The organism is Pedobacter terrestris (assembly GCF_052343045.1).
GTDB lineage: Bacteria > Bacteroidota > Bacteroidia > Sphingobacteriales > Sphingobacteriaceae > Pedobacter.
This window is the reverse complement of the sequence record NZ_CP180264.1, coordinates 1,466,823-1,486,322: the sequence shown is the minus strand read 5'-3', so window position 1 is coordinate 1,486,322 and position 19,500 is coordinate 1,466,823. Positions and strand designations below refer to the sequence as shown.

14 protein-coding genes are annotated in these 19,500 nt (G+C 40.4%); all 14 read right to left on the bottom strand.

Going from position 1 to position 19,500, the window contains the following annotated elements; translation table 11 throughout:
* Positions 1-15: 15 nt before the first annotated feature.
* A complete protein-coding gene (locus ACJVDH_RS06425; protein WP_443946735.1) occupies positions 16-2,211 on the bottom strand; it encodes a glycoside hydrolase family 3 N-terminal domain-containing protein in 2,196 nt (731 codons plus the stop codon).
* Positions 2,212-2,214: 3 nt separating this feature from the next.
* Complete coding sequence (locus ACJVDH_RS06420; RefSeq protein WP_443946734.1) at positions 2,215-2,985, bottom strand: hypothetical protein; 771 nt, start codon at positions 2,983-2,985, stop codon at positions 2,215-2,217.
* Positions 2,975-5,719 carry a sugar-binding domain-containing protein gene (locus ACJVDH_RS06415; RefSeq protein WP_443946733.1) on the bottom strand — a complete coding sequence of 915 codons (2,745 nt, stop codon included), beginning with the start codon at positions 5,717-5,719 and terminating at the stop codon, positions 2,975-2,977. Before ACJVDH_RS06415 ends, ACJVDH_RS06420 begins: the two co-directional genes overlap by 11 nt.
* A gap of 18 nt (positions 5,720-5,737) precedes the next feature.
* On the bottom strand, positions 5,738-7,528 hold the full coding sequence (locus ACJVDH_RS06410) for a glycoside hydrolase family 2 protein (protein WP_443946732.1): 1,791 nt from the start codon (positions 7,526-7,528) through the stop codon (positions 5,738-5,740).
* A gap of 12 nt (positions 7,529-7,540) precedes the next feature.
* Positions 7,541-9,619: an alpha-galactosidase gene (locus tag ACJVDH_RS06405; RefSeq protein ID WP_443946731.1), complete on the bottom strand. Its 2,079-nt coding sequence runs from the start codon at positions 9,617-9,619 to the stop codon at positions 7,541-7,543.
* A 3-nt stretch (positions 9,620-9,622) separates the two neighbouring features.
* A complete protein-coding gene (locus ACJVDH_RS06400; RefSeq protein ID WP_443946730.1) occupies positions 9,623-11,131 on the bottom strand; it encodes a DUF4832 domain-containing protein in 1,509 nt (502 codons plus the stop codon).
* 1,263 nt (positions 11,132-12,394) lie between these two features.
* Positions 12,395-13,474: a class 1 fructose-bisphosphatase gene (fbp, locus tag ACJVDH_RS06395; protein WP_443946729.1), complete on the bottom strand. Its 1,080-nt coding sequence runs from the start codon at positions 13,472-13,474 to the stop codon at positions 12,395-12,397.
* A 19-nt stretch (positions 13,475-13,493) separates the two neighbouring features.
* On the bottom strand, positions 13,494-13,985 hold the full coding sequence (locus tag ACJVDH_RS06390) for a metallophosphoesterase family protein (protein ID WP_443946728.1): 492 nt from the start codon (positions 13,983-13,985) through the stop codon (positions 13,494-13,496).
* Between the two features lie 253 nt (positions 13,986-14,238).
* Complete coding sequence (locus tag ACJVDH_RS06385; RefSeq protein WP_443946727.1) at positions 14,239-14,664, bottom strand: DoxX family protein; 426 nt, start codon at positions 14,662-14,664, stop codon at positions 14,239-14,241.
* A 101-nt stretch (positions 14,665-14,765) separates the two neighbouring features.
* A complete protein-coding gene (locus ACJVDH_RS06380) occupies positions 14,766-15,533 on the bottom strand; it encodes a sterol desaturase family protein (protein ID WP_443946726.1) in 768 nt (255 codons plus the stop codon).
* A gap of 82 nt (positions 15,534-15,615) precedes the next feature.
* Positions 15,616-16,212 carry a Crp/Fnr family transcriptional regulator gene (locus ACJVDH_RS06375; protein ID WP_443946725.1) on the bottom strand — a complete coding sequence of 199 codons (597 nt, stop codon included), beginning with the start codon at positions 16,210-16,212 and terminating at the stop codon, positions 15,616-15,618.
* Positions 16,213-16,320: 108 nt separating this feature from the next.
* Entirely contained in the window at positions 16,321-16,821 is a 501-nt protein-coding gene (locus ACJVDH_RS06370; protein ID WP_443946724.1) for a D-glycero-alpha-D-manno-heptose-1,7-bisphosphate 7-phosphatase, read from the bottom strand.
* A 138-nt stretch (positions 16,822-16,959) separates the two neighbouring features.
* Positions 16,960-18,246, bottom strand: coding sequence for a sugar MFS transporter (locus tag ACJVDH_RS06365; protein ID WP_443946723.1), 1,287 nt, complete (start codon positions 18,244-18,246; stop codon positions 16,960-16,962).
* Between the two features lie 123 nt (positions 18,247-18,369).
* Entirely contained in the window at positions 18,370-19,497 is a 1,128-nt protein-coding gene (locus tag ACJVDH_RS06360; protein WP_443946722.1) for a formylglycine-generating enzyme family protein, read from the bottom strand.
* Positions 19,498-19,500 lie beyond the last annotated feature (3 nt).

Below are 19,500 nucleotides of genomic sequence, written 5' to 3'. Positions count from 1 at the left end.
GTTAAAATAGATTCGTTAATCTACGATTTCTATTTTAATCTTTTTATTCTTAACGATGATGTTATATTCGCCGGCTTCAAGAAAACGTTTTCCATCACCGTTAACAAAGCCCAAATCTCTTTCCGGATTCACCTCAAACCGGAACGTCCGGGTTTCTCCTCTTTTTAACACTTGTTTTTCAAAAAATTTTAACTCTTTTACCGGGCGGGATATGCTCGAAACCGGATCCTGAATAAACCAGTGTACGGTTTCCATGCCTTCCCGGTTTCCGGTATTCGTTACCGGAATTTCTACCGTAAATTTTGTAGTACGGCTTATCTGAGTTTCACTCACTTTTAAATCGCCATATTCAAATGTGGTATAACTTAGTCCGTACGCAAAATCGTATAAAGGTGTGCTTTGAATATCCTGATATTTGCCTTGATTGGGCCGTGCGCTTTGCCTGTGGTTATAATAAATTGGAATCTGTCCAGTAGAAAACGGAAATGTCATCGCAAGTTTTCCGGATGGATTTACGCGACCGGACAATATTGCGGCAACGGGTTTTCCGCCTGGCGTACCGGGTTGCCACATTGTTAAAATCGCCTTACTTATCGGTTCCAGACGGTTAAGTTCTAAAGGTCTTCCGTTAGATAAAACCAGCACAATCGGTTTACCAGATTTAGCGAGTTCTGCAGCAAGATCTTCCTGGATTTTTGGTAAAGCGATAGTGGAGCGCGAGGCATTTTCGCCGCTCCAGTCTTTCTTTTCGCCCAGGCACAAAACAATTACATCGGCCGATGCCGCAAGTTTTTTTGCTTCGTCAAATGCTTTCGTGCCCTGTCCGTCAAAATCGCAACCAAGCGCATAAGACACATCGGCTTTGCCGGCATATTCTGTTTTCAGTGCATCGTAAACAGAAATAATGTTATCAGACTTTCCCTGTGCAGCCCATGAACCAAGAAGTTGCCATTGTGTTTTGGCAACTGGGCCAATTACTGCTATTTTTTTCGTCTGTGTTAAAGGCAGAATTTTATCCTGGTTTTTTAGTAATACAACAGATTCTTCGGCAAGCTGTTCGGCAATTTTTAAACTTCCGGGTCTGTAAAAGCGTTCCTTTTCAGTTGTGGTTGGTGTATACGGTTGATCAAATAAACCCAATCTGAATTTTATGCGCAGAACCCGTTTCACAGCATCATTCAGCTGCGCTTCAGATATCTTCCCTTCTTTAACCAAATCGCCGAGATGTGTGTCATAACATCTGTTCATCATATCCATTTCAACGCCTGCGGTAAAGGCCTTGAAAGCGGCTTCTTTTTTGTTTGCAGCAATTCCCTGTGGCCGAAGCTGATCTATAGAACCCCAATCGGAAACCACAAAACCATCATGTTTCCAGCGTTCTTTTAATATAGCTGTTAACGTATATTGGTTTGCAGAACCCGGCGTTCCGCTAATGTCATTAAAAGAGCTCATTAAGGTTGCGGCACCAGCTTTTACGCCTTCTTCGTAAGGCAACATATAGGTATCCCAGAGGGTTTGCCTGGAAATTTCAGAATATACATAATCCCGGCCTGCTTCTGAAGCACCATATCCAATATAATGTTTCAGGCATGCAGCAACCTGCGTTGAACTTTCCAGATTTTCCCCTTGGTATCCTCTAACAGATGCTGCTGCAAAGACCGCATTAGTGTAGGTATCTTCGCCATAACCTTCAGCAACACGTCCCCATCTTCCATCTCTGGCCACGTCAATCATTGGAGAAAATGTCCAATCGACACCAGACATCCGCGCTTCCTGCGCAGCTACGCCACACGCTTTTTGGACCAATGCTGCATTCCATGAACTCGCCTGACCTAGCGAGATTGGATAAATTGTGCGGAAACCATGAATAACATCATAGCCAAAAATAATCGGGATACCCAAACGGGTTTGTTCCATTGCTTTTTTCTGTACCCGGTTGCGTAAGTCTGCATTGCTTCCAAAATAAATTAGCGAGCCGATTTCTCCCGGAATGTCATTAACCGGATCTGCCATATTGTTGGCATTATCATTTCGCCCAAGCGTGTACTGGTTAAGCTGCATAACCTTTTCCTGCAAATTCATTCGCGAAACCAAATCATCGATACGCTTTTCTATCGGCTGTTTTGCGTCTTTATAAAGTGGTTTGTCTTCTTTGTAACCCGAAACCAGGAGCATACAAATAATGGCTATTGCCGAAATCATATTCTTCATATTTTACTTAAAAACTGGTATTTGCGATAATTTCATTGTCTTCTGATGATTATTCTTCAACTCGAAAATGACAATCTCATTTTTTTCTTCTGACAGCATATTTTCCGGAATCAGAATGGATTGCTGTTTTTCTTCTTCCCAATAGGCACCTAAATAGTTGTTATTGATCCACACTTCTCCCATTCCCCAACCAGAAACATCCAGGTAAACATTCTGCATTTTGCTGATCAAAAAATTTCCCTGATAAAAAGCAGGGGTTTCTGCGACAGTACGGGGCATAAAAGTTAAATCCTGAATGGGAAGTTTTTTGATATTGAGAACAATCATTTTCCAGTTGCTGATGTCATTTCCGGCAAGGGTTACTTCCCCAAATAACCCTTTGGAATTGTCTGTAATTTCGGGCCCATAAGTTATTCTGCCAATATTTTCGAGGTACAATTGCAGCAGATGTTTGCCCGGAGAAATTGGCAAACTAATTGTTTTTTTTACATCCTTCAGTATACCCTTAAATTTACCATCTACATATACCGTGGCATAATCGCGTACATTTTCGATCGATAGTTTTTCATTTTCGGCCTCGGTTTCGATTTCAGCTTCATAAAGAATATAACCAGATTCTACATTCAAATCGTTCATGGTCAGTGGTTTTTCAGCTTGTTCGGACTTTCCATAGGCTTGTTTTAAATCTGCAGATTTATCGAAAATAATTTCCTGAGCATAAAGAAATTTCGAAAGCAATATTAAAATACCCAGCAGTTTTGTTTTATTTCCCATCGCTTTGCGCCCCTTTGTTTAAAAATGATTGGATAAAAGACATGTCTACGGCTACTGTTGGTGTAAACTGATCACTTTTTACATAGTGGTCTATACTAAATAATAATTGCTGTGTAGCAGGGCGGTTGTCCAGGTCGGTTTTGGTATCCAGTGCCAGCACCAGAAATTTTCCACCGTTAACCTTTGCTTCAAAACCAATTCCCAGTTTTTTATTGCTATCGTAGCTGTCTATTACCTGAATAAACGGCCGGAGCTGATCTGGCGCATTTTGCATTTCTATAACTTTTGCGTGGTTGAGGATATCCCACCATTGCCAGTCGGTATGGTTGTCGGTTGTGAAATCTTTAAACATACCTTGCCGATTGTGGATGAGGTTTCCAATCGTCATTGGTGCCCACGCAAACATTATCGGGTTCCAAAAATGGTTGTGAAAAATAGATTTTCGACCTCTTACCTGGTCTGGAACAGGATATAACACAACTGATTTTCCCGCTGCAAGTTGTTTTTTTGCAGCATCATCCAGTACATTGGTGTACAATACCTCTGAAGTGGATTTCAGCACATTCTCGTGTTTCGGATATACCCAGATGTCCCAACTGTTTTCAATGCGATCATTAACCGAAAGATGAACGGTATACTTTTGTCCGGAGCCAATATTCTGTAAAGGAATGGAAAACTCCCCTACCGGCGATACGGTATCATTTGCTATAGTTTGTTTTTTTAGTTTGCCCTGTCGGATTACAGCTCCGTTGACATCGGTTAACCACCATTTAAGTGTTGCATTTTTTATGGCCGAGTTGCTGAAGTTGTATACTTCGGCTTTGCCTGTGAAGGTTTCGCTATTGAAATAACTACTCTTTTTATATCGGAGTAAGGCGACTGAAGGCGCACAAAAATTTCTGAATTTTTCTGGTGTAACCAAACCTTTTGAATCCCAAAAGGGATCTAAAATCCCCACAGGTGCGTAACCTTGTCCGGGAAAGTCATTGATAGACAACAACTGAAATCCTGCTGATTTAGAAGACCTTAACAAAGCTTCAATAACGGCTTTATACTCGATTACCGTTAATGCACCAGAAGCGCGAAAAAAATCTTTAGCCTGATCTAACATGCCATTTTTTTGCAACAGGTTTCTGAAGATTTCAAAGTTCCGGGGCTCTACAGGGCTATCTGTATATTTCCTGATTTCATCAAAATTTGGATATACACAGCGCTGACCAGATTCGTGCGAAATGACCGGTACATCTACATCGCTTTCCATACTTCTGTCCCAATTGGTATTGGCCAGACCTTCATACACCTTTACCGGGCCTTTATTGGTTTGCTGGGAAACATAATATTGATCTGACTTTACCCGTGTTCTGGCCGTAGAACCGCTATATAAATGCCGCGGATCTAACTTGATTCCCCTGGCGGTTAGCTCTTCAATAAAATCAAAATTCCCTGTAATTTCATTTCCATTGCAATACAATACAAATGAGGGATGATTGCCATATTCTTTTAAAATAGCTTTCATTTCCCGACGAAAAAAGTTGTACCGCCGTTCGTCCGGTTCTGCATCTTTTCCCCACATTGGCATTTCTACCTCGAAATAAATGCCGTGTTTATCAGCCATTCTGAATGCCGCATCGGGCGGGCACCAGGAGTGGAAACGCAGGTGGTTCATTCCATAATCTTTCATGAGCAACAGAATACGTTCCCAGGAAGCGTCATCAAGCGGAACGTGTCCCGTTTTCGGAAATACAGCATTTTCTACATTTCCACGTAAATGAATCGGCCTGTTATTTAACATAACATGGTTCGCGCCTTGTTTTACCTCACGAAGTCCGAAGGAAACTGTTTTATCGTTCCGGAAGCTTTTTTCATCGGTCTTGGTTGCCAAAGTGGCCGTAACCTGGTAAACATTGGGATTAAATTCATCCCAAAGGCGGGCATTTTTGCCCAATTTTATGATATGTTCAATAAACGTTACAGAATCTTTACTCTGCACAGGAATTTCTGTGTGGAGCATATACTGGTTTCCGCTAATATTAAAACTTACTTTTCCGGAGGCAGCTTTTCCGGTTTCATTATTGATTTGAAGACGGATTTTAACAGACCGGTCTGCAACGTTGGGATAAACCTGCAAGTCTTCCAAATATACCGGATCAATAGCCATTAGCTTAATCTCACCTAGAATTCCGTTCCAGTTGATTTGTGTAAATTCCGTATGTGCATGGTCCCATTTATGGGTTTTATATTGAAATCTATTGTCTACACAAACGGTGATGCGGTGTGTTTTTCCCGGTTTTAGAAACCGTGTCAGATCATGCTGATGTGGCACACTGATATAATCTATGCTGTCAACCTCTTTAGTATCTACATACACAGAACTAAGCCAATGTGTACGTTCAAAATACAGAAATATCTTTTTGCCCGCCCATTCTTTAGGAATTTCAATATCTCTCTGGTACCATGCCGGCCCCATATATTCATACTTCCGCGTTAGCCGATCGATATATTGATATGGATTTTTATAGCCAATCTGGTAGTCGTCTGTTGTACCAGGCAGCACAATTGTTTCCTGTAGCGTGTGGTTGTAACGCGGAGAGAGCGATCCGCGGCGAAAATCCATCACGTCTGTTTGAAAACCCCATTTTCCCGATAAATCTATAGACGTTGTTTGTGCCTTTAAGGCATAATTCTGCAAGAGCAACAGGTTCAGCAAAATGCAGATGAGATGTTTATATTTCATTTAGATTCAGGTGTGTACTTATTTAATGCTGTCGTAATATTCTTTCATCAGGTACCATGCTTTTTTCCTGAAGCCCTGATCAGAAAGCAGGCCTTTGCGGTTCCAGCCGTCCTGGTTTGTAGGATGAAAACGAAATGGAGAGCGGAAATCGAATAGTACCCAGGGAGAGGTTCCTCTTAAATTCGGAATATGCTTAAACATTTCGAGGTTGGCACGGTACAAAGCGGCCTGGTAATCTTCACTCCAGGAACTGACAAGGTCCGGATCTCCGGTTTTACCATACAATGCTTCCCCTCCAAATTCTGAAATAATTAAAGGTTGTCCTTTGGCCACGTTCCAGATGGCTTTATCGGGTGTAACCGGCCAGGGATGATACCAACCAAGGTATTTGTTCACCGCTACAACATCGAGTTCTTTAATAAACGGATCATCCATTTCAAAAACTTGCTTTTCACGGTTGAAATGAACGAGATCGAAGGCAGCTGTAATTAATCGGGTTGTATCTATAGCTTTGCATGTGGCGATTAAATGCCTGATAAAAGCATTTCGCGGAGCAGAAGGCTGAGTTTCATTCGCCACACCCCAAAAAGTAAGCGCACATCGGTTTTGATCGCGTTGAACCATTTCGCCAATCATTTTGGTCGCCTTCTTTTTAGTAGATTCGTTTTTGAAATCGATTCCTTGCCAGATCGGAATTTCCTCCCATAACAAAAAGCCCATCTTTTCTGCAGTTCTCACGATATATTCATTTTGAGGATAGTGTGCCAGACGGATCATGTTACATCCCAAAGCCCTGGCTTCAGAAAGTAACATCACCGCATCTGCCTGAGAGAAAGCGCGCCCCTCACGTTGGGGTATTTCTTCATGAAAGGAAATTGATTTCAAAAAAATAGGTTTCCCATTCAGATAAATATCTTCTCCTTTAACCCAAATGTTTCGGAAACCAATTTTATCTTCTATAGAATCTTGATCTGTTGATACGTTTACGTCGTATACTACCGGAGAAGCCGGCGACCAGCGTTTTAAATTTTTTACTAAAAACGTTGTTTTTGCAATGCCATTTTTGTCCGTTTTTAGTGTTTGTTTTAATTTAAGCTCCGGAATTTGGATGGTTACCATTGTATTGGCCAGGGATTCGGAAAGTTTAACTGATGCGTCAATTTTATCGGCTTTATATTTATCCAGCTGAATGCGATAATCGGCGATAAAAACCTTTGGTGTACTGACCAGAAATACATCGCGCGTAATACCTCCATAGTTCCACCAGTCAAAAGCCATTGCCGGGATTGCATCTGCGCTGCGCGTATTGTTTACTTCTATCGCGATAAAGTTGTCCTTTTCTTTCAGCTCTGCTGTAACCTCAACCTGAAAAGGCGTGAAACCACCTTCGTGTGCTGCAATTTCTTTTCCATTCAAATAAATCCGGCAACGGTAACTTACTGCGCCGAAGTATAAAAATTGCCGGCAATCTTTTTCTTGCGGCCGGTTAAACTTTCGAGCATACCAAACTGTACCTTCATAATATTTTAATTCTGGCAGCTGGCTGTTCCAGTCTGACGGGACGTTTAAGCGATAGCCGTTTTCAAAAGAATATTCATAAAAATCTGTTTTGGTTTCCGGTTTTTTGTTCTGGAAAATTTTATTTTTTCTACCTTGATCATAGAGATCTATAATGGCATTCCACTTTCCATTTAAAGACTGTACTTTTCGGCCGTATACGTTTCCCATCGTTTGCATTTGCTGCGCATGAAGGTCCAGGTTCAAAATTAATAAGGCAGTTGTAATGAGGTTGACAAAAATTACTTTCATTTTTTCGTGAACTTATTTAAGAATGTCATAACGATACAATACAAAATCATTGATTTTGGGCAGCGTGATTTCTATAGCGCCCATATTGTCTACAGTTGTCTGAATGGCTTTGGCATTCCCCAACACCGGAGTGCATTTTATCCGTGTTCCTGCAGGCAGCCAAGTTTTCAGCATAGCGCTTTGCATGGGTGTATTCTCCCGGTAAAAGATGAAATAGCCTCCGTTTTGTAGAATAGACTGAAAGCCTGTCCAGGAGCGTCCTGATGGTTCGTCGCCAATGGGCAGTATGGTTCCGGAATGAAAATCATGCTGTATTTTCCTGTAATGCAGAATCAAACTCCTGATTTTCAATCCTTCCGGCGGCAATCCTGTACCTTCAAACCAAGCCAAAGGCTGAGCAGCCATGGTAATTGCGAAAAGATATTCAAAGGAGTAATGACCTGGCGCAAAAATATCGTCATTGTATTTGTCGGAATTTCTCCACTTATTCAGAAACTCGATTTGAAGTTTCTCTGCCGGAACGTATTTTGCCAACTGCCACAAATTGCGAAGTGTCCAATAGGGATAATAATTTTGCCAGTCGGTATACCGGTTTTCCAGAAAAATATTACCATACGTATTGAAACTGTGGTAACCTGCACGCCGTCCGGCTGTGGCATCTAAATTGAAAACTGCTTCATTATTGGTTTGTTCCAAAACACCATCAAAGAGCTTGTGAAGATTTATTTCAGACTGTTTCGTGGGTATAGACAATCCGTCGATTTTAAATGTCCGAATCCCATATTTATGATATAAACTAACCAGTGCAGCCACATCTTTTTGCCAATCGGCATAATCATTTTGTATGCTCGGATTAAACCAAAGGCAAATTTCTATACCCAATTCTTTAGCTCGTTTTACGATTGGACTCAAGCCTTTCGGATATTTTTCGGGATCGGGCTTCCAGTAATCCGGGTTATCCCATATGTTTTTAAAAGAACCTTTCGCCAATGCAGAATTTGGACTTTTGCCTATTTGCCATCCATCATCGATCTGAAAATGTGAGATACCCAACTGCGCTGCTTTTTCCAATTCAAGCAAGCTAAACTTTTCGTTTATTTTTGCGTCCTGACTTCGATCTCCCCATGTATTCATCATTACCATCTCGTCTCGCTGTGGCAATATTTTTCGAATATTTTTCTGATACCGGCGCAGGGCTTCAAATTCTTTCCCAGCATTGCCAGCGTACACACCAATTACAGTACTGTAGGCCGCCGTCCAGTCATTTTCCGAAATGTCTTTTGCTGCCAAACCTATTCCTCCAATAGTAAAATGACCGAAGTCTGTAGTAAAATCATAACCCGGATAAGCCAGCTGCACGCCGGAAGCGGGCGCTTCTTTTAGCATAAAGAAACCTTTATTGTGCTCTGCATTGTTTGCGAAAAGTAAATTGCCCCGATGTGTAGCTTTGCGGTATGGAATGATTTTTTTCTCCTGAACGAGGTTATTATTCCAGTCGGTTACATCAAAAAACTCTACAATGTGCGTTTGCCAATGAAAACCGTCCAATTTAATCTGATCCAGAATTGCATTCGCCTGTTGCCCGTTTATATCGTCCAGAAACTCGATATTTTTCTGATCTGCAGCATTGGCAATTTTGCTTTCTGAAATTGAAATTTTTCCTCTTAGATAGAAATCTGTTGCAATTGCCGGACTGTTTTCATAGATCCGATAGATTTTTTTGATCTCCAGAGTTCCGGTTTTAGAAGTGATTTCTACTGCCAGATAGGCCGGATGAATAGCTGTTTCTTTAACTTCCCTTGAACTGTATGTTCCTTCGGATTGTGCTGTATCTTTTGAGAGTTGGAAATCGGGCGTTTTTAACCTGTTTAACCACCGTTGTCCGTTTTGTTTATCGGTAAGACTATAGGTTTTCACATTTCCCTTATTCCAAACAAATTTTCTTTCTATCCATTTGTTTCCAATAATCAGGGTATCGCCTTCCAGGCGGCTAAAGTATTTGTTCTGGGCAAATGCTACAGACATGAAAAGAGATAAAAGTGCGGAAAGTGCAATTTTTCTGCTGGCAGGTTTTATGAAAGAATACATCATAAACTAAAAGACTTGAAAGTTGCTCAGCGGAATCCATCCGTCTGCAACAGGTACAGTATAGATAGCAAGTTTGATACCCGGCAGATTATTTTTCGTTGTATCTACAATGGCAATTGCCCATTTGTATTTTCCGCGAGGAAGCTTCACCGCAGCATTAAATGTATAGGCAACCGGTTTATCTTTTAACCAGTTTGAGGGTTCACTTTCTTTATCCACGAATATTTTCTGCACCTTATCGGAAGCATCCAATACCGCAAAAGCGACCTTGTACTTGTAGTTCCACTGCGGGATATTATTCGGGCAATATCCCCACCCCGTATTTTTCCATCGATGGGTAATTGTTGCTGTATTTCCTGACCGTATCTTTTGGGGCAGATGGATTTCATCCGGATATAAACGGTAGCCGCCATTACGGATAAAAGATTGCACCAAAGGGAAGGAATTTCCAAACCAGGATGCGGTTTCTCCGCCCACTCTGAAATCCATCATATTTACATGCGCTTCTTCTGAGGCCTCAAACTCTCCTTTTCTCACATCTTCCGGATGACCTTCGCGATATTTTCCGCTGGGATCGATCCAATACTGATGCGTACCGCCGGTAATCCAACCGCCCTCCATAATTACCGGACGTTTAAAGTTCCATTCCTTTACAAAATCCTTTTCCCATTGCTGGTAATAACCCGTCATTCCGAAAGCATCATGTCTTAAACTATAACCCTTATTAATTGCTTTAACGAGTAACCGCGCACTGTTCGCATTTGTTGGTGCCCAACTTGCCGGATGTCCAACCAGACGATGATAATTGATTAACAAGGGTACGTTTGTAAACGTACGGGCGTACAAATCGGTTATCCAGTCCAGCGTTTCTTCTTTGTTTTTTTCCGTACTTTCTGCTGTTGCATTTTTCGGATCTTCGTAAATTACATTATGTGCTTCCCCCCATTTTCCCAGTCCGTAGGCATCAATAAATGATGTTTTGTCGCTGTTGTTAAATTCTTTGGCTAATGCTTCTATAAATTGGGTATAATATTTTCTGAAGACAGGATCTTGTGGATAAGGTGTCTGCCTGTCCGGATGTTTGGGATTTTCAAGGTAAAATTTCGCTCCGGCATCAAATACAAACTGAGGAGTATTCTGTCCCTGGTCCCGGCCGTCAACTACAATCCGAAAGGCAATGGGTAATCCTCTTTTTTCTGCGCCGCGTATGAGTTTGGCGATCTTTGAGGTAGAGTCTTTCCAGGCATATTCACCCGCTTTTGGGTTTAATGAGCGCCAACTGGTACGGATGTAGCAAGCAGAAGCATAATCTATCGCCTTGACTTGTTTATTCAATTGCGGAACGAAGTATGTAGTGTCCCAATAGGTAGGGCCAGAATAACGGGCAGCATACATTACCCATCCATTTAAAGGATTTCTCAGCAGGGATTGTGCATCGTATTTAGGTTTAACAATGGCATATGCACTCCCATGATGTTTTGCCGACTTCTGCGCGGTCGCCCAAACTGGTAACAAGAAGATAATACTTATGCTAATTATATTACTGAAGAATGGTTTGAGGTTTATTTTCGGCTTCATAAAAGGAACGGAATATATAGGATGAAAGATTAACCGACCGTTGTGTAATTACAAAATTCAATGGAAAGTGCATTGGTTATTTTAGCATAAATTATCCAGAAATATGGCTGCAGGCCAGAAGTGTATTGGTTCATCATTTTTATTTGGTTAGTGGGCTTATATATCTTAAATCAATAAGATGCAATCGCAATGCGGATTTTCAGGCCAGCGTATTAAATTGCTCAACAAAAATAGGAATACGGGTTTCCAAACAGGGTATTCTTTTGTTCAGAAATGGTTTGTTTTTGTACAAAAATGTAGTTGGAATGCGCTCTAAGCGCTACATAATGGTTTTCATACATATCCTAAACCGGTAAATTCGCCAGAAAAATTTTCAACCAAATTAAAATATGTTGAATTGGCGCAATAGATCTGGAGTATACCACGTGGATTACGTTCTGACTACGCTATTCACTATCGCTTAAAGATCGTCGAACCAAATTACCAGAATGACGATTATCCGAAATCATTCTTACAATTGTTTTTTACGTTTGACTATGTTGATATATTCCAGAGACAGGAACACGAAGGTGCTATGCGATTCAAAATATATTTATTTTCCGTTGCACTTCTTCTTATTTTTTACAAAGCAAGCCGCAATCCTCTAAATACAAGTGTAAGATTCAAATGTCCAATTATGTTGGTTAAAGTGTGTAAATCTCGATCTCGCTCATCGATCCGAAAGGTACATATGCAAAAACCTGTACGTGCTGGGTGCTGGCAAAAAATGGTACAGCAGGTTGATAGAATGTTATAAATTTAACCGCAAAAAGCCAGCAAACATTAGTGCAATAACAGGTGCTTTAGTAACGGGCGGATAAAGAAGTGCACTTGTACTGGAGCTGGAAAATGACCGGATTGATCAACGATATAAACTCCGATTTGAATCTGCTGTTGAAATCAAAAATATCAGCAACAAGATGCAGAAGTTCCATTGACCACTGAAGCACTTTCCGGGAAAACCGATGGAAGTGGTTTCGTTCGATTTGTACGCTTTGCAAAAATTTAAGACATTGATTTCGAAGTACAATATTCGGAACCAATTTTAGACGAGTATGATTAACGGCAGTTATTCTTTCGAAAACTGCCGTTTGTTATGTGTCTGATAAAATATCTTAACTCGAAAATCCGCGGAGATTTACCAAAAGTTTAATAAATTCATTAATCGATTCCCCCAACAATCCCCAGGTCTACCAGAGTTGCTTCAATCGTGGCATCTCCTGTTTCCAGATTTGGCGAATGTAAACGCATCATCTCTTCTGCTTTTTCTACCATTTCTTTTGAACCGATAAAAATGGGCGCACGCTCGTGAAGTTCAGTAGGCACAATATCCAGAATCCGGCTAAAACCCGTGCTCGCTTTTCCTCCGGCTTGTTCTACAATGAAAGCCATCGGATTACATTCATAAAGTAAACGAAGTTTCCCTTTAGGAGAACGGGATGTTGTGGGATAAATATAAATCCCGCCTTTAATCAGGTTACGGTGAATATCGCCCACCATAGAACCAATATATCTGGAAGTATATGGCCGTTTCGATGCTACATCTTCTACCTGGCAATATTTAATATATTTCTTTACACCATCGGGAAAATGAACATAATTGCCTTCGTTTACAGAATACAAACTACCAGATTGAGGCGTTTTCATTTTTGGATGCGACAAACAAAACTCGCCAATTGATGGATCTAGCGTAAAACCATTTACACCTTTCCCGGTCGTATATACCAACATGGTTGATGAACCATATATTATGTAACCTGCTGCAACCTGCTTTGTACCTTCTTGCAAAACATCTTCTAAGCTGGCTTTACCTTCGGTACTTTTGCGGCGGTAAATAGAAAAAATTGTGCCGACACCAACATTAACATCTGTATTGGAAGAACCGTCTAAAGGATCTATACAGACGATGTATTTGGCATTCTGAGAAACAGGAGATTCTATATGGATAATTTCATCTTCCTCTTCAGTGGCCACAATACAACATTCGCCACCGCTGGTAAGTGCAGAAATAAACTGGTCATTGGCATAAACATCTAATTTTTTCTGTTCTTCACCTTGTATGTTTGTTGTACCTACTTCACCAAGAATATCTACCAGACCGGCTTTATTCACCTCGCGGTTTACAATTTTTGCCGCAATCCCAATGTCTCTCAATAATCGGGAAAGTTCGCCTTTGGCATAGGGAAAATCCGCCTGTTTTTCGATGATAAACTGTCCTAGTGTTGTTACTCCACAAACCATACTTAGTGTATATTTTACATTATCTACCTGATAATTCTATAACCTCTAAGGTATGAATATTTTCGTCAGTTATGCAAAACCTAATCAAAGTTCTCACCTTATGCCAGCCATGTTTTCCGGCCGCACCGGGGTTTATATGCAAACATTTTATTTTTTCATCAAACATTACTTTAAGAATATGCGAGTGCCCTGTTATGAACAATTTTGGTGGGTTAGTGTAAATTTCAGGTTTTACAAAACTAGAGTACCTACCTGGATAACCACCAATATGCGTCATCCAGACATCTACTTCTTCACACCTAAATCGATTTTTCTCTGGAAAGTTACTTCTGATTTCTGCATCATCAATATTCCCAGACACACCTTTTAAGGGTTTAAATGCCGCCAGTGGCTCTGCCACATTTGCACCAAAATCTCCGGCATGCCAAATCTCATCACAACTATCGAAATGTTTGAAAACAGCGTCGTCTAAAAAACCATGCGTATCTGAAATTAGTCCTATTTTTTTCATCTATTGTCTTTGTCTACAAACTTCGGGCTAAAAGCCGGACAAAACAAATGGTGAATGGCCAGATGCGCGACATGATGAATTAGTCTAAAACTAAAAAAATTAAGGATAAAGAATTAATGTTTCTAAATCCTTAATTTTTTCCGGAAGTAATTTAAAATTGGCGTGATCGAAAGATTAAATAGAATAAACCGATCATATACCGAAACAAACGCTTATACGCCTGTTTCTGTACACTCAAATTTTTCTAGCTACATTAATTTTTTTTCTTAAAAATCAAATTATCGAAGCTATATTTTCCGCCTCCAACAAGCAGAAATACAATAAAGAAAAGCCAGTAAAAAAACGTGATCTCCCCTTTATCGTATGGAAAAATTGCCCAGCCTTGCCCAAGGCCCACCGCTACGCTCATTACAAAAAGCAGCACTAACGATGCAAAACGTGTAAATAAACCAATGGTTAACAGAAAACCGAAGAGCATTTCCGAACCTTTAGATAAGTACAACATAAAAGCTGGGTTTGAAAAACCTAGCCCCGACGGCCCCCATTGTTCCAGGCGTAAAGCATACCACTCTGGCACGAGAACATCTTTTCCGTACCACATAATCCATAGTCCAACAATTACCCGTACCAATACCAAATAGTCGTTCTGGGGCTCTGCCAGTAAAATTTTCTTTATCATGTCTTATTCTGTAATAATGAATTACAAAACTATTGGCCAGCACAAAGGGAAAAAGGTAAAAACAAGTAATATTATGATATTAAATAGTTGTGACTCCAAAATCACAGTTTAAATCTTTGTTGTTGTAACCGATCATATTCGCGTACATAATCTGGGTTTTCTGTATCCATTACGCGATCCCAAAATCTAAAATACAAACTGTAGTTTCCTTTAAATTTACTGTGGTGCATATTGTGGTAAACCGAAGTATTCAATACCTGAAACAGCCAGGTATACCGAAAAGCTTTGGGCATAATTTCGTATCCGAGATGGCCGTAGACGTTGATAACAAAGGCAGCAACAGTAAACAGCAGTATGGTTGTGGAATGCATAGGCAACAGCAAAACAATAGGAATTAACACCGCCCCTTCCACTACTGCTTCTGCAAGCTGAAAGCTATAAGATGTCCATGGCGAAGGGTTTGTACTTTTATGATGAACAACATGAGTGAGTTTGAATAGCGATTTATGATGCATAAGCCGGTGCATCCAGTAGAAATAAGTATCATGAATCACCAGTGCCAGAATTAAACTTACCGCAACATACCAGTGACTGAAATCTTCTAAATTGTCATAAACCTGTGTATATTGCTTCAGCGGTGTAAATAAAATGAGCACGCCGAAAACAGCAAATACGACTGTGCTCTGCATAGAATGCAAAATTTCCCGCCAAAAGTCTTTGCTTAACGCTTGCTTTTGCTGTATTTTAAATTTTTTAAGTTGTTGGGGCAAGACCCAATAAAACAATGCAAAAGGCACACCTGCAATGAGGAAGTACCTTAGTATATTCAATCCAAAAATTGTAACCAGAACCTCAGTAATCTTTTCCATAACTTTAATTTTATGAAACAAAGTTACAGCGAGATACCGCCGACGGGCGTTTACAAAAGTTAATTTAAGCCATTAACAAAAGTTAATTTCTGCCTTTACCAAACATGCGTTTTCGTATCCGGCTCAATGAAACCGGAGTAATACCCAACATCGAGGCCAGATATTTTCCAGGTACGCGATTGATCACATCAAAACGTTCTTCCAACAGTTTTTTATACCGCTCTTCCGGAGTTTGTGTAACAAACGATTCCATAATCCGCAAAGATTCATCCAGCATCCTAAGTAGAAAAAAATTACGCAAAGGTTCAAAATCCGGGTGTTGCTTTAGAAAAACATCTAAAGCATCGTAATCAATTTCGAGCAACTCTACAGCTTCTAAAGCGCGGTAAATAAAACGCGAAGGTTGCTGATGGATAATTGTGTCGTGCGAAGCAATAAACTGCCCTTCCCAACGAATGAAAAGCGTAGCTTCCTCCCCATTTGATTTATTGGTATAAGCGCGCATTACACCTTGTTCAATATATGCCAGCTTGCGGTTTTGATCGCCTTCGCGGATGTATGCTTCATTTGCTTCAAGTTTTACTTTTTTAGCCATTGCAAACAATGGCTCTGCATTTTCTGGCAATACGCCAGCCAATTCAAAAAGTAAGGTTTGTAACGTTTGGACTGAAGACTCCATAACAGCAATACGATATTTTGGACGAATTAATGAATCTTACAAATACAATCATTCACCACCCAACAGGCTTGTTAGATGGTGAATATTTGGTTTTTATTATCTAAATAACTAGACCGTTTCGGCCAGCATAGCTTTTATATTTTCGTAGCTAATCTGTTCATCCGGTTCAATTAAAATTCCTTTAACGCCGGCAGCATTGGCAGCTTCTACATCGCGGGGTTTATCGCCAATCATAATGGATTGCGTTGGATCAATATCAAACATATCAATTGCATCCAGAATCATCCCCGGAAGCGGTTTACGGCATTTGCATTCGCCACCAACCGTTGGATGATGCGGACAATAGTAAAATGCAGCAATTTCGGCTCCTTTTTTCTTAAACGCATCGCGAAGCATCTGGTGCATTATCGCCAATTCATCTTCAGAATACCGTTTTAAAGCGATACCGCCCTGGTTGGTAATTACGATCAGCAAATAATCTTCATCAAAGAGTTTTTTGAGAACAGGAATTTGATATTCCAGAATTTCAAAATCTTCAACTTTACAGATATAATCGTAACGTTCGTGATTCAATACGCCGTCGCGATCCAGAAAAATAGCTTTGTTCATGTATAAAAAATTAAATCAGATGCTGCTTTTTACGTGCTGTAGCATCTGTAAATATTCTCCAAAATAAGGCAAAATTAATGGCATAAGAAAGCCCGGTTTTACTCAAAACCGGGCTTAATCATAATTTATTCGGTTAGGTTATTTTAAGTTTAATCCCACTTTGTGGCCTTTTATGGCAAAGAAAAGGATGTATAAGTAACATGGCATTACAGTTATGAAGTACGACAATTGAAAATCAAGATGCAGATGATCTTTAATAAACGCATACAACAACGGCCAAATGGCACCACCAGCAATACCCATAATCATAATTGCTGATCCGGTTTTCGTAAATTTCCCCAAATGACTAATACCTAACGGGAATATTGCCGGCCACATTAACGAGTTGGCCAAACCTAGTAAAGCGATAAAAATTACGGAGGTATAACCTGTTGTTAAATAGGCTACAAGCGTAAAAACAAGACCTAAAATGGCGCAAATTCTTAGCGCAAACTGTTGAGAAATGTATTTTGGAATGCAGATAATACCAACAATATAACCTACAAGCATACTGCCGAGGGTTAAAGATGTAAAATACTTACTGATATCCGCACTAATCCCCAGCGCTTTACCGTAAACACCAATAATATCGCCAGCCATTACTTCTGCAGCAACGTAAACAAAGAGACAAAATGCACCTAAAAACAAATGCGGAAACTGAAACACACTGGTATGTTTTACTACCACGCCTTCTTTCTCGTCTACAACATCTTCTTCTACTTCTACTTCTGGTAAATCGGTAAACTTAATCACCACAGCCAAAAGGCAAAAAATAATCGCCAGAACAATGTATGGGGTATTTACGCGACCCAAAACATTATTTATCAATGCTTCTTTAACTGAGCCGGTTGCTGCAAGTATTTTAGCTTCCAGTGCCGAAGCATTTTTAAGAAACAAAGTTCCCATAATGAATGGTACGATAATACCCGCAAATTTATTGCAGATCCCAGCAATACTTATGCGTTTTGCCGCACTTTCCAGCGGACCGATAATTGTTAAATAAGGATTTGATGCAGTTTGCAACAAAGCCAAAGCGGTTCCCTGAACAAATATACCGGTTAAAAACAAACCGAACGTACGCGTTTGCGCCGCAGGAATAAATAAAAGTGATCCTACGCCTAAAATAAACAGACCGAGGATAATTCCATTTTTAAAACCGATTTTTTTCAATATCCAAGAGGAAGGCAGAGCCAGAAAAAAATAGGCCATATAAGAGGCGAAAGTGACTAAAAAGGCCTGAATATCGGACAAACCGAAAGAAAGTTTAAAGAAAGGGATCAACGTTCCATTTGCCCAGGTAACGAAACCGAAAATAAAGAACAAGGCACAGATAATAATTAAGGGCTTCGGTCCTCTTGACGAAGCCAGCTTGGTGTTGTTTGGCATGAAAATTTTGGTTGTTAGGTTGAAGTAGCCAAACTAGCAATTTATTTTATAAAATCAACACGCAATCGTTTGCGTTATTTTGGATTTAACAAAAAATATCTTAAAAAATGAAATTTTAAATCCCTAATTCGAGCTCACACACCTAAAACCAGTATGTTCCAAACCCGTATCGGTAGATGTTTTCATTCTGGAGGTTACACGATAGCCCTTACAATAGCTTGCATTACACATAAAAGAACCTCCACGCACCACTTTTTTGGGAATACTTGGTTCCATCGGGTCATAACTATCACCTGGCCCTTGTGGATTTTGCGTTTTACCGCTTAATGTACTGTAATAATCCGGCCGATACCAATCGTTACACCATTCCCAAACATTGCCAGCCATATCAAACAAACCATAACCGTTGGCATTAAATTGCTTAACCGCAGCCAAACCAGAAAAACCATCCCAAACGGTATTTTTAACCGGAAAATTCCCCTGCCAGGTGTTGGCTTTTGCTTTCCCGTTTTCTATATCTTCATTTCCCCACGGATATAAAGCATTTGGCAAACCTCCGCGTGCAGCAAATTCCCATTCGGCTTCTGTGGGCAAACGTTTTCCAGACCACTTGCAATACGCTATGGCATCATCCCAGGAAACCTGAACAACCGGAAAATTTTCTTTCCCTTTGATACTGCTTTTGGGTCCCTGCGGATGTCTCCAATCTGCGCCTTTTACCCAACTCCACCATTGCGAAGCATCATTAAGAGAAGTAACACTTTTTGGCGAATAAAATACCAAGGAAGCTGCAACAAATACGCTATCCGGTGGTTTCGGCGTTCCTGCAGGAAGCTGTTTTTTTAGTGCTTCCCAATCTGGTGCACGCTCTGCGGTAGTTACATAACGGGTTGCATCTACAAATTGTTGAAACTGTGCATTGGTTACCTCAGTAACATCCATCCAAAAATCGTCGAGTTTTACACGGTGTTGCGGAAATTCGTCTTTTCGCCCTTCTTGATCTGTTGCGCCCATATTAAACTCTCCGCCTTTTATATGAACCATACCCTGGTGGTCAACTTTAGTCGCAGATTTTATCCGGCTTGTATCTGCGGTAGCGCCAAACCTGCCGGGCAAATTCATTTCGCAAGAAGCCAACGAATCTTTCTGGTGCTGAGACAACTCTTGTTCTTTAGGTTTAGATTGGCAGGACCATAAAAAAACAGAGAGAGTGAATAGCGTACCACGAACAGGAAACCGGCTTTTTATCATAAT

Bases quoted from the DNA above. Each gene is read 5' to 3' on its own strand.
- ACJVDH_RS06365 (WP_443946723.1), bottom strand. From the start codon at position 18,246: ATGCCAAACAACACCAAGCTGGCTTCGTCAAGAGGACCGAAGCCCTTA.
- ACJVDH_RS06370 (WP_443946724.1), bottom strand. From the start codon at position 16,821: ATGAACAAAGCTATTTTTCTGGATCGCGACGGCGTATTGAATCACGAA.
- ACJVDH_RS06420 (WP_443946734.1), bottom strand. From the start codon at position 2,985: ATGGGAAATAAAACAAAACTGCTGGGTATTTTAATATTGCTTTCGAAA.
- ACJVDH_RS06375 (WP_443946725.1), bottom strand. From the start codon at position 16,212: ATGGAGTCTTCAGTCCAAACGTTACAAACCTTACTTTTTGAATTGGCT.
- fbp (WP_443946729.1), bottom strand. From the start codon at position 13,474: ATGGTTTGTGGAGTAACAACACTAGGACAGTTTATCATCGAAAAACAG.
- ACJVDH_RS06415 (WP_443946733.1), bottom strand. From the start codon at position 5,719: ATGAAATATAAACATCTCATCTGCATTTTGCTGAACCTGTTGCTCTTG.
- ACJVDH_RS06385 (WP_443946727.1), bottom strand. From the start codon at position 14,664: ATGATAAAGAAAATTTTACTGGCAGAGCCCCAGAACGACTATTTGGTA.
- ACJVDH_RS06390 (WP_443946728.1), bottom strand. From the start codon at position 13,985: ATGAAAAAAATAGGACTAATTTCAGATACGCATGGTTTTTTAGACGAC.
- ACJVDH_RS06380 (WP_443946726.1), bottom strand. From the start codon at position 15,533: ATGGAAAAGATTACTGAGGTTCTGGTTACAATTTTTGGATTGAATATA.
- ACJVDH_RS06425 (WP_443946735.1), bottom strand. From the start codon at position 2,211: ATGAAGAATATGATTTCGGCAATAGCCATTATTTGTATGCTCCTGGTT.
- ACJVDH_RS06405 (WP_443946731.1), bottom strand. From the start codon at position 9,619: ATGATGTATTCTTTCATAAAACCTGCCAGCAGAAAAATTGCACTTTCC.
- ACJVDH_RS06410 (WP_443946732.1), bottom strand. From the start codon at position 7,528: ATGAAAGTAATTTTTGTCAACCTCATTACAACTGCCTTATTAATTTTG.
- ACJVDH_RS06360 (WP_443946722.1), bottom strand. From the start codon at position 19,497: ATGATAAAAAGCCGGTTTCCTGTTCGTGGTACGCTATTCACTCTCTCT.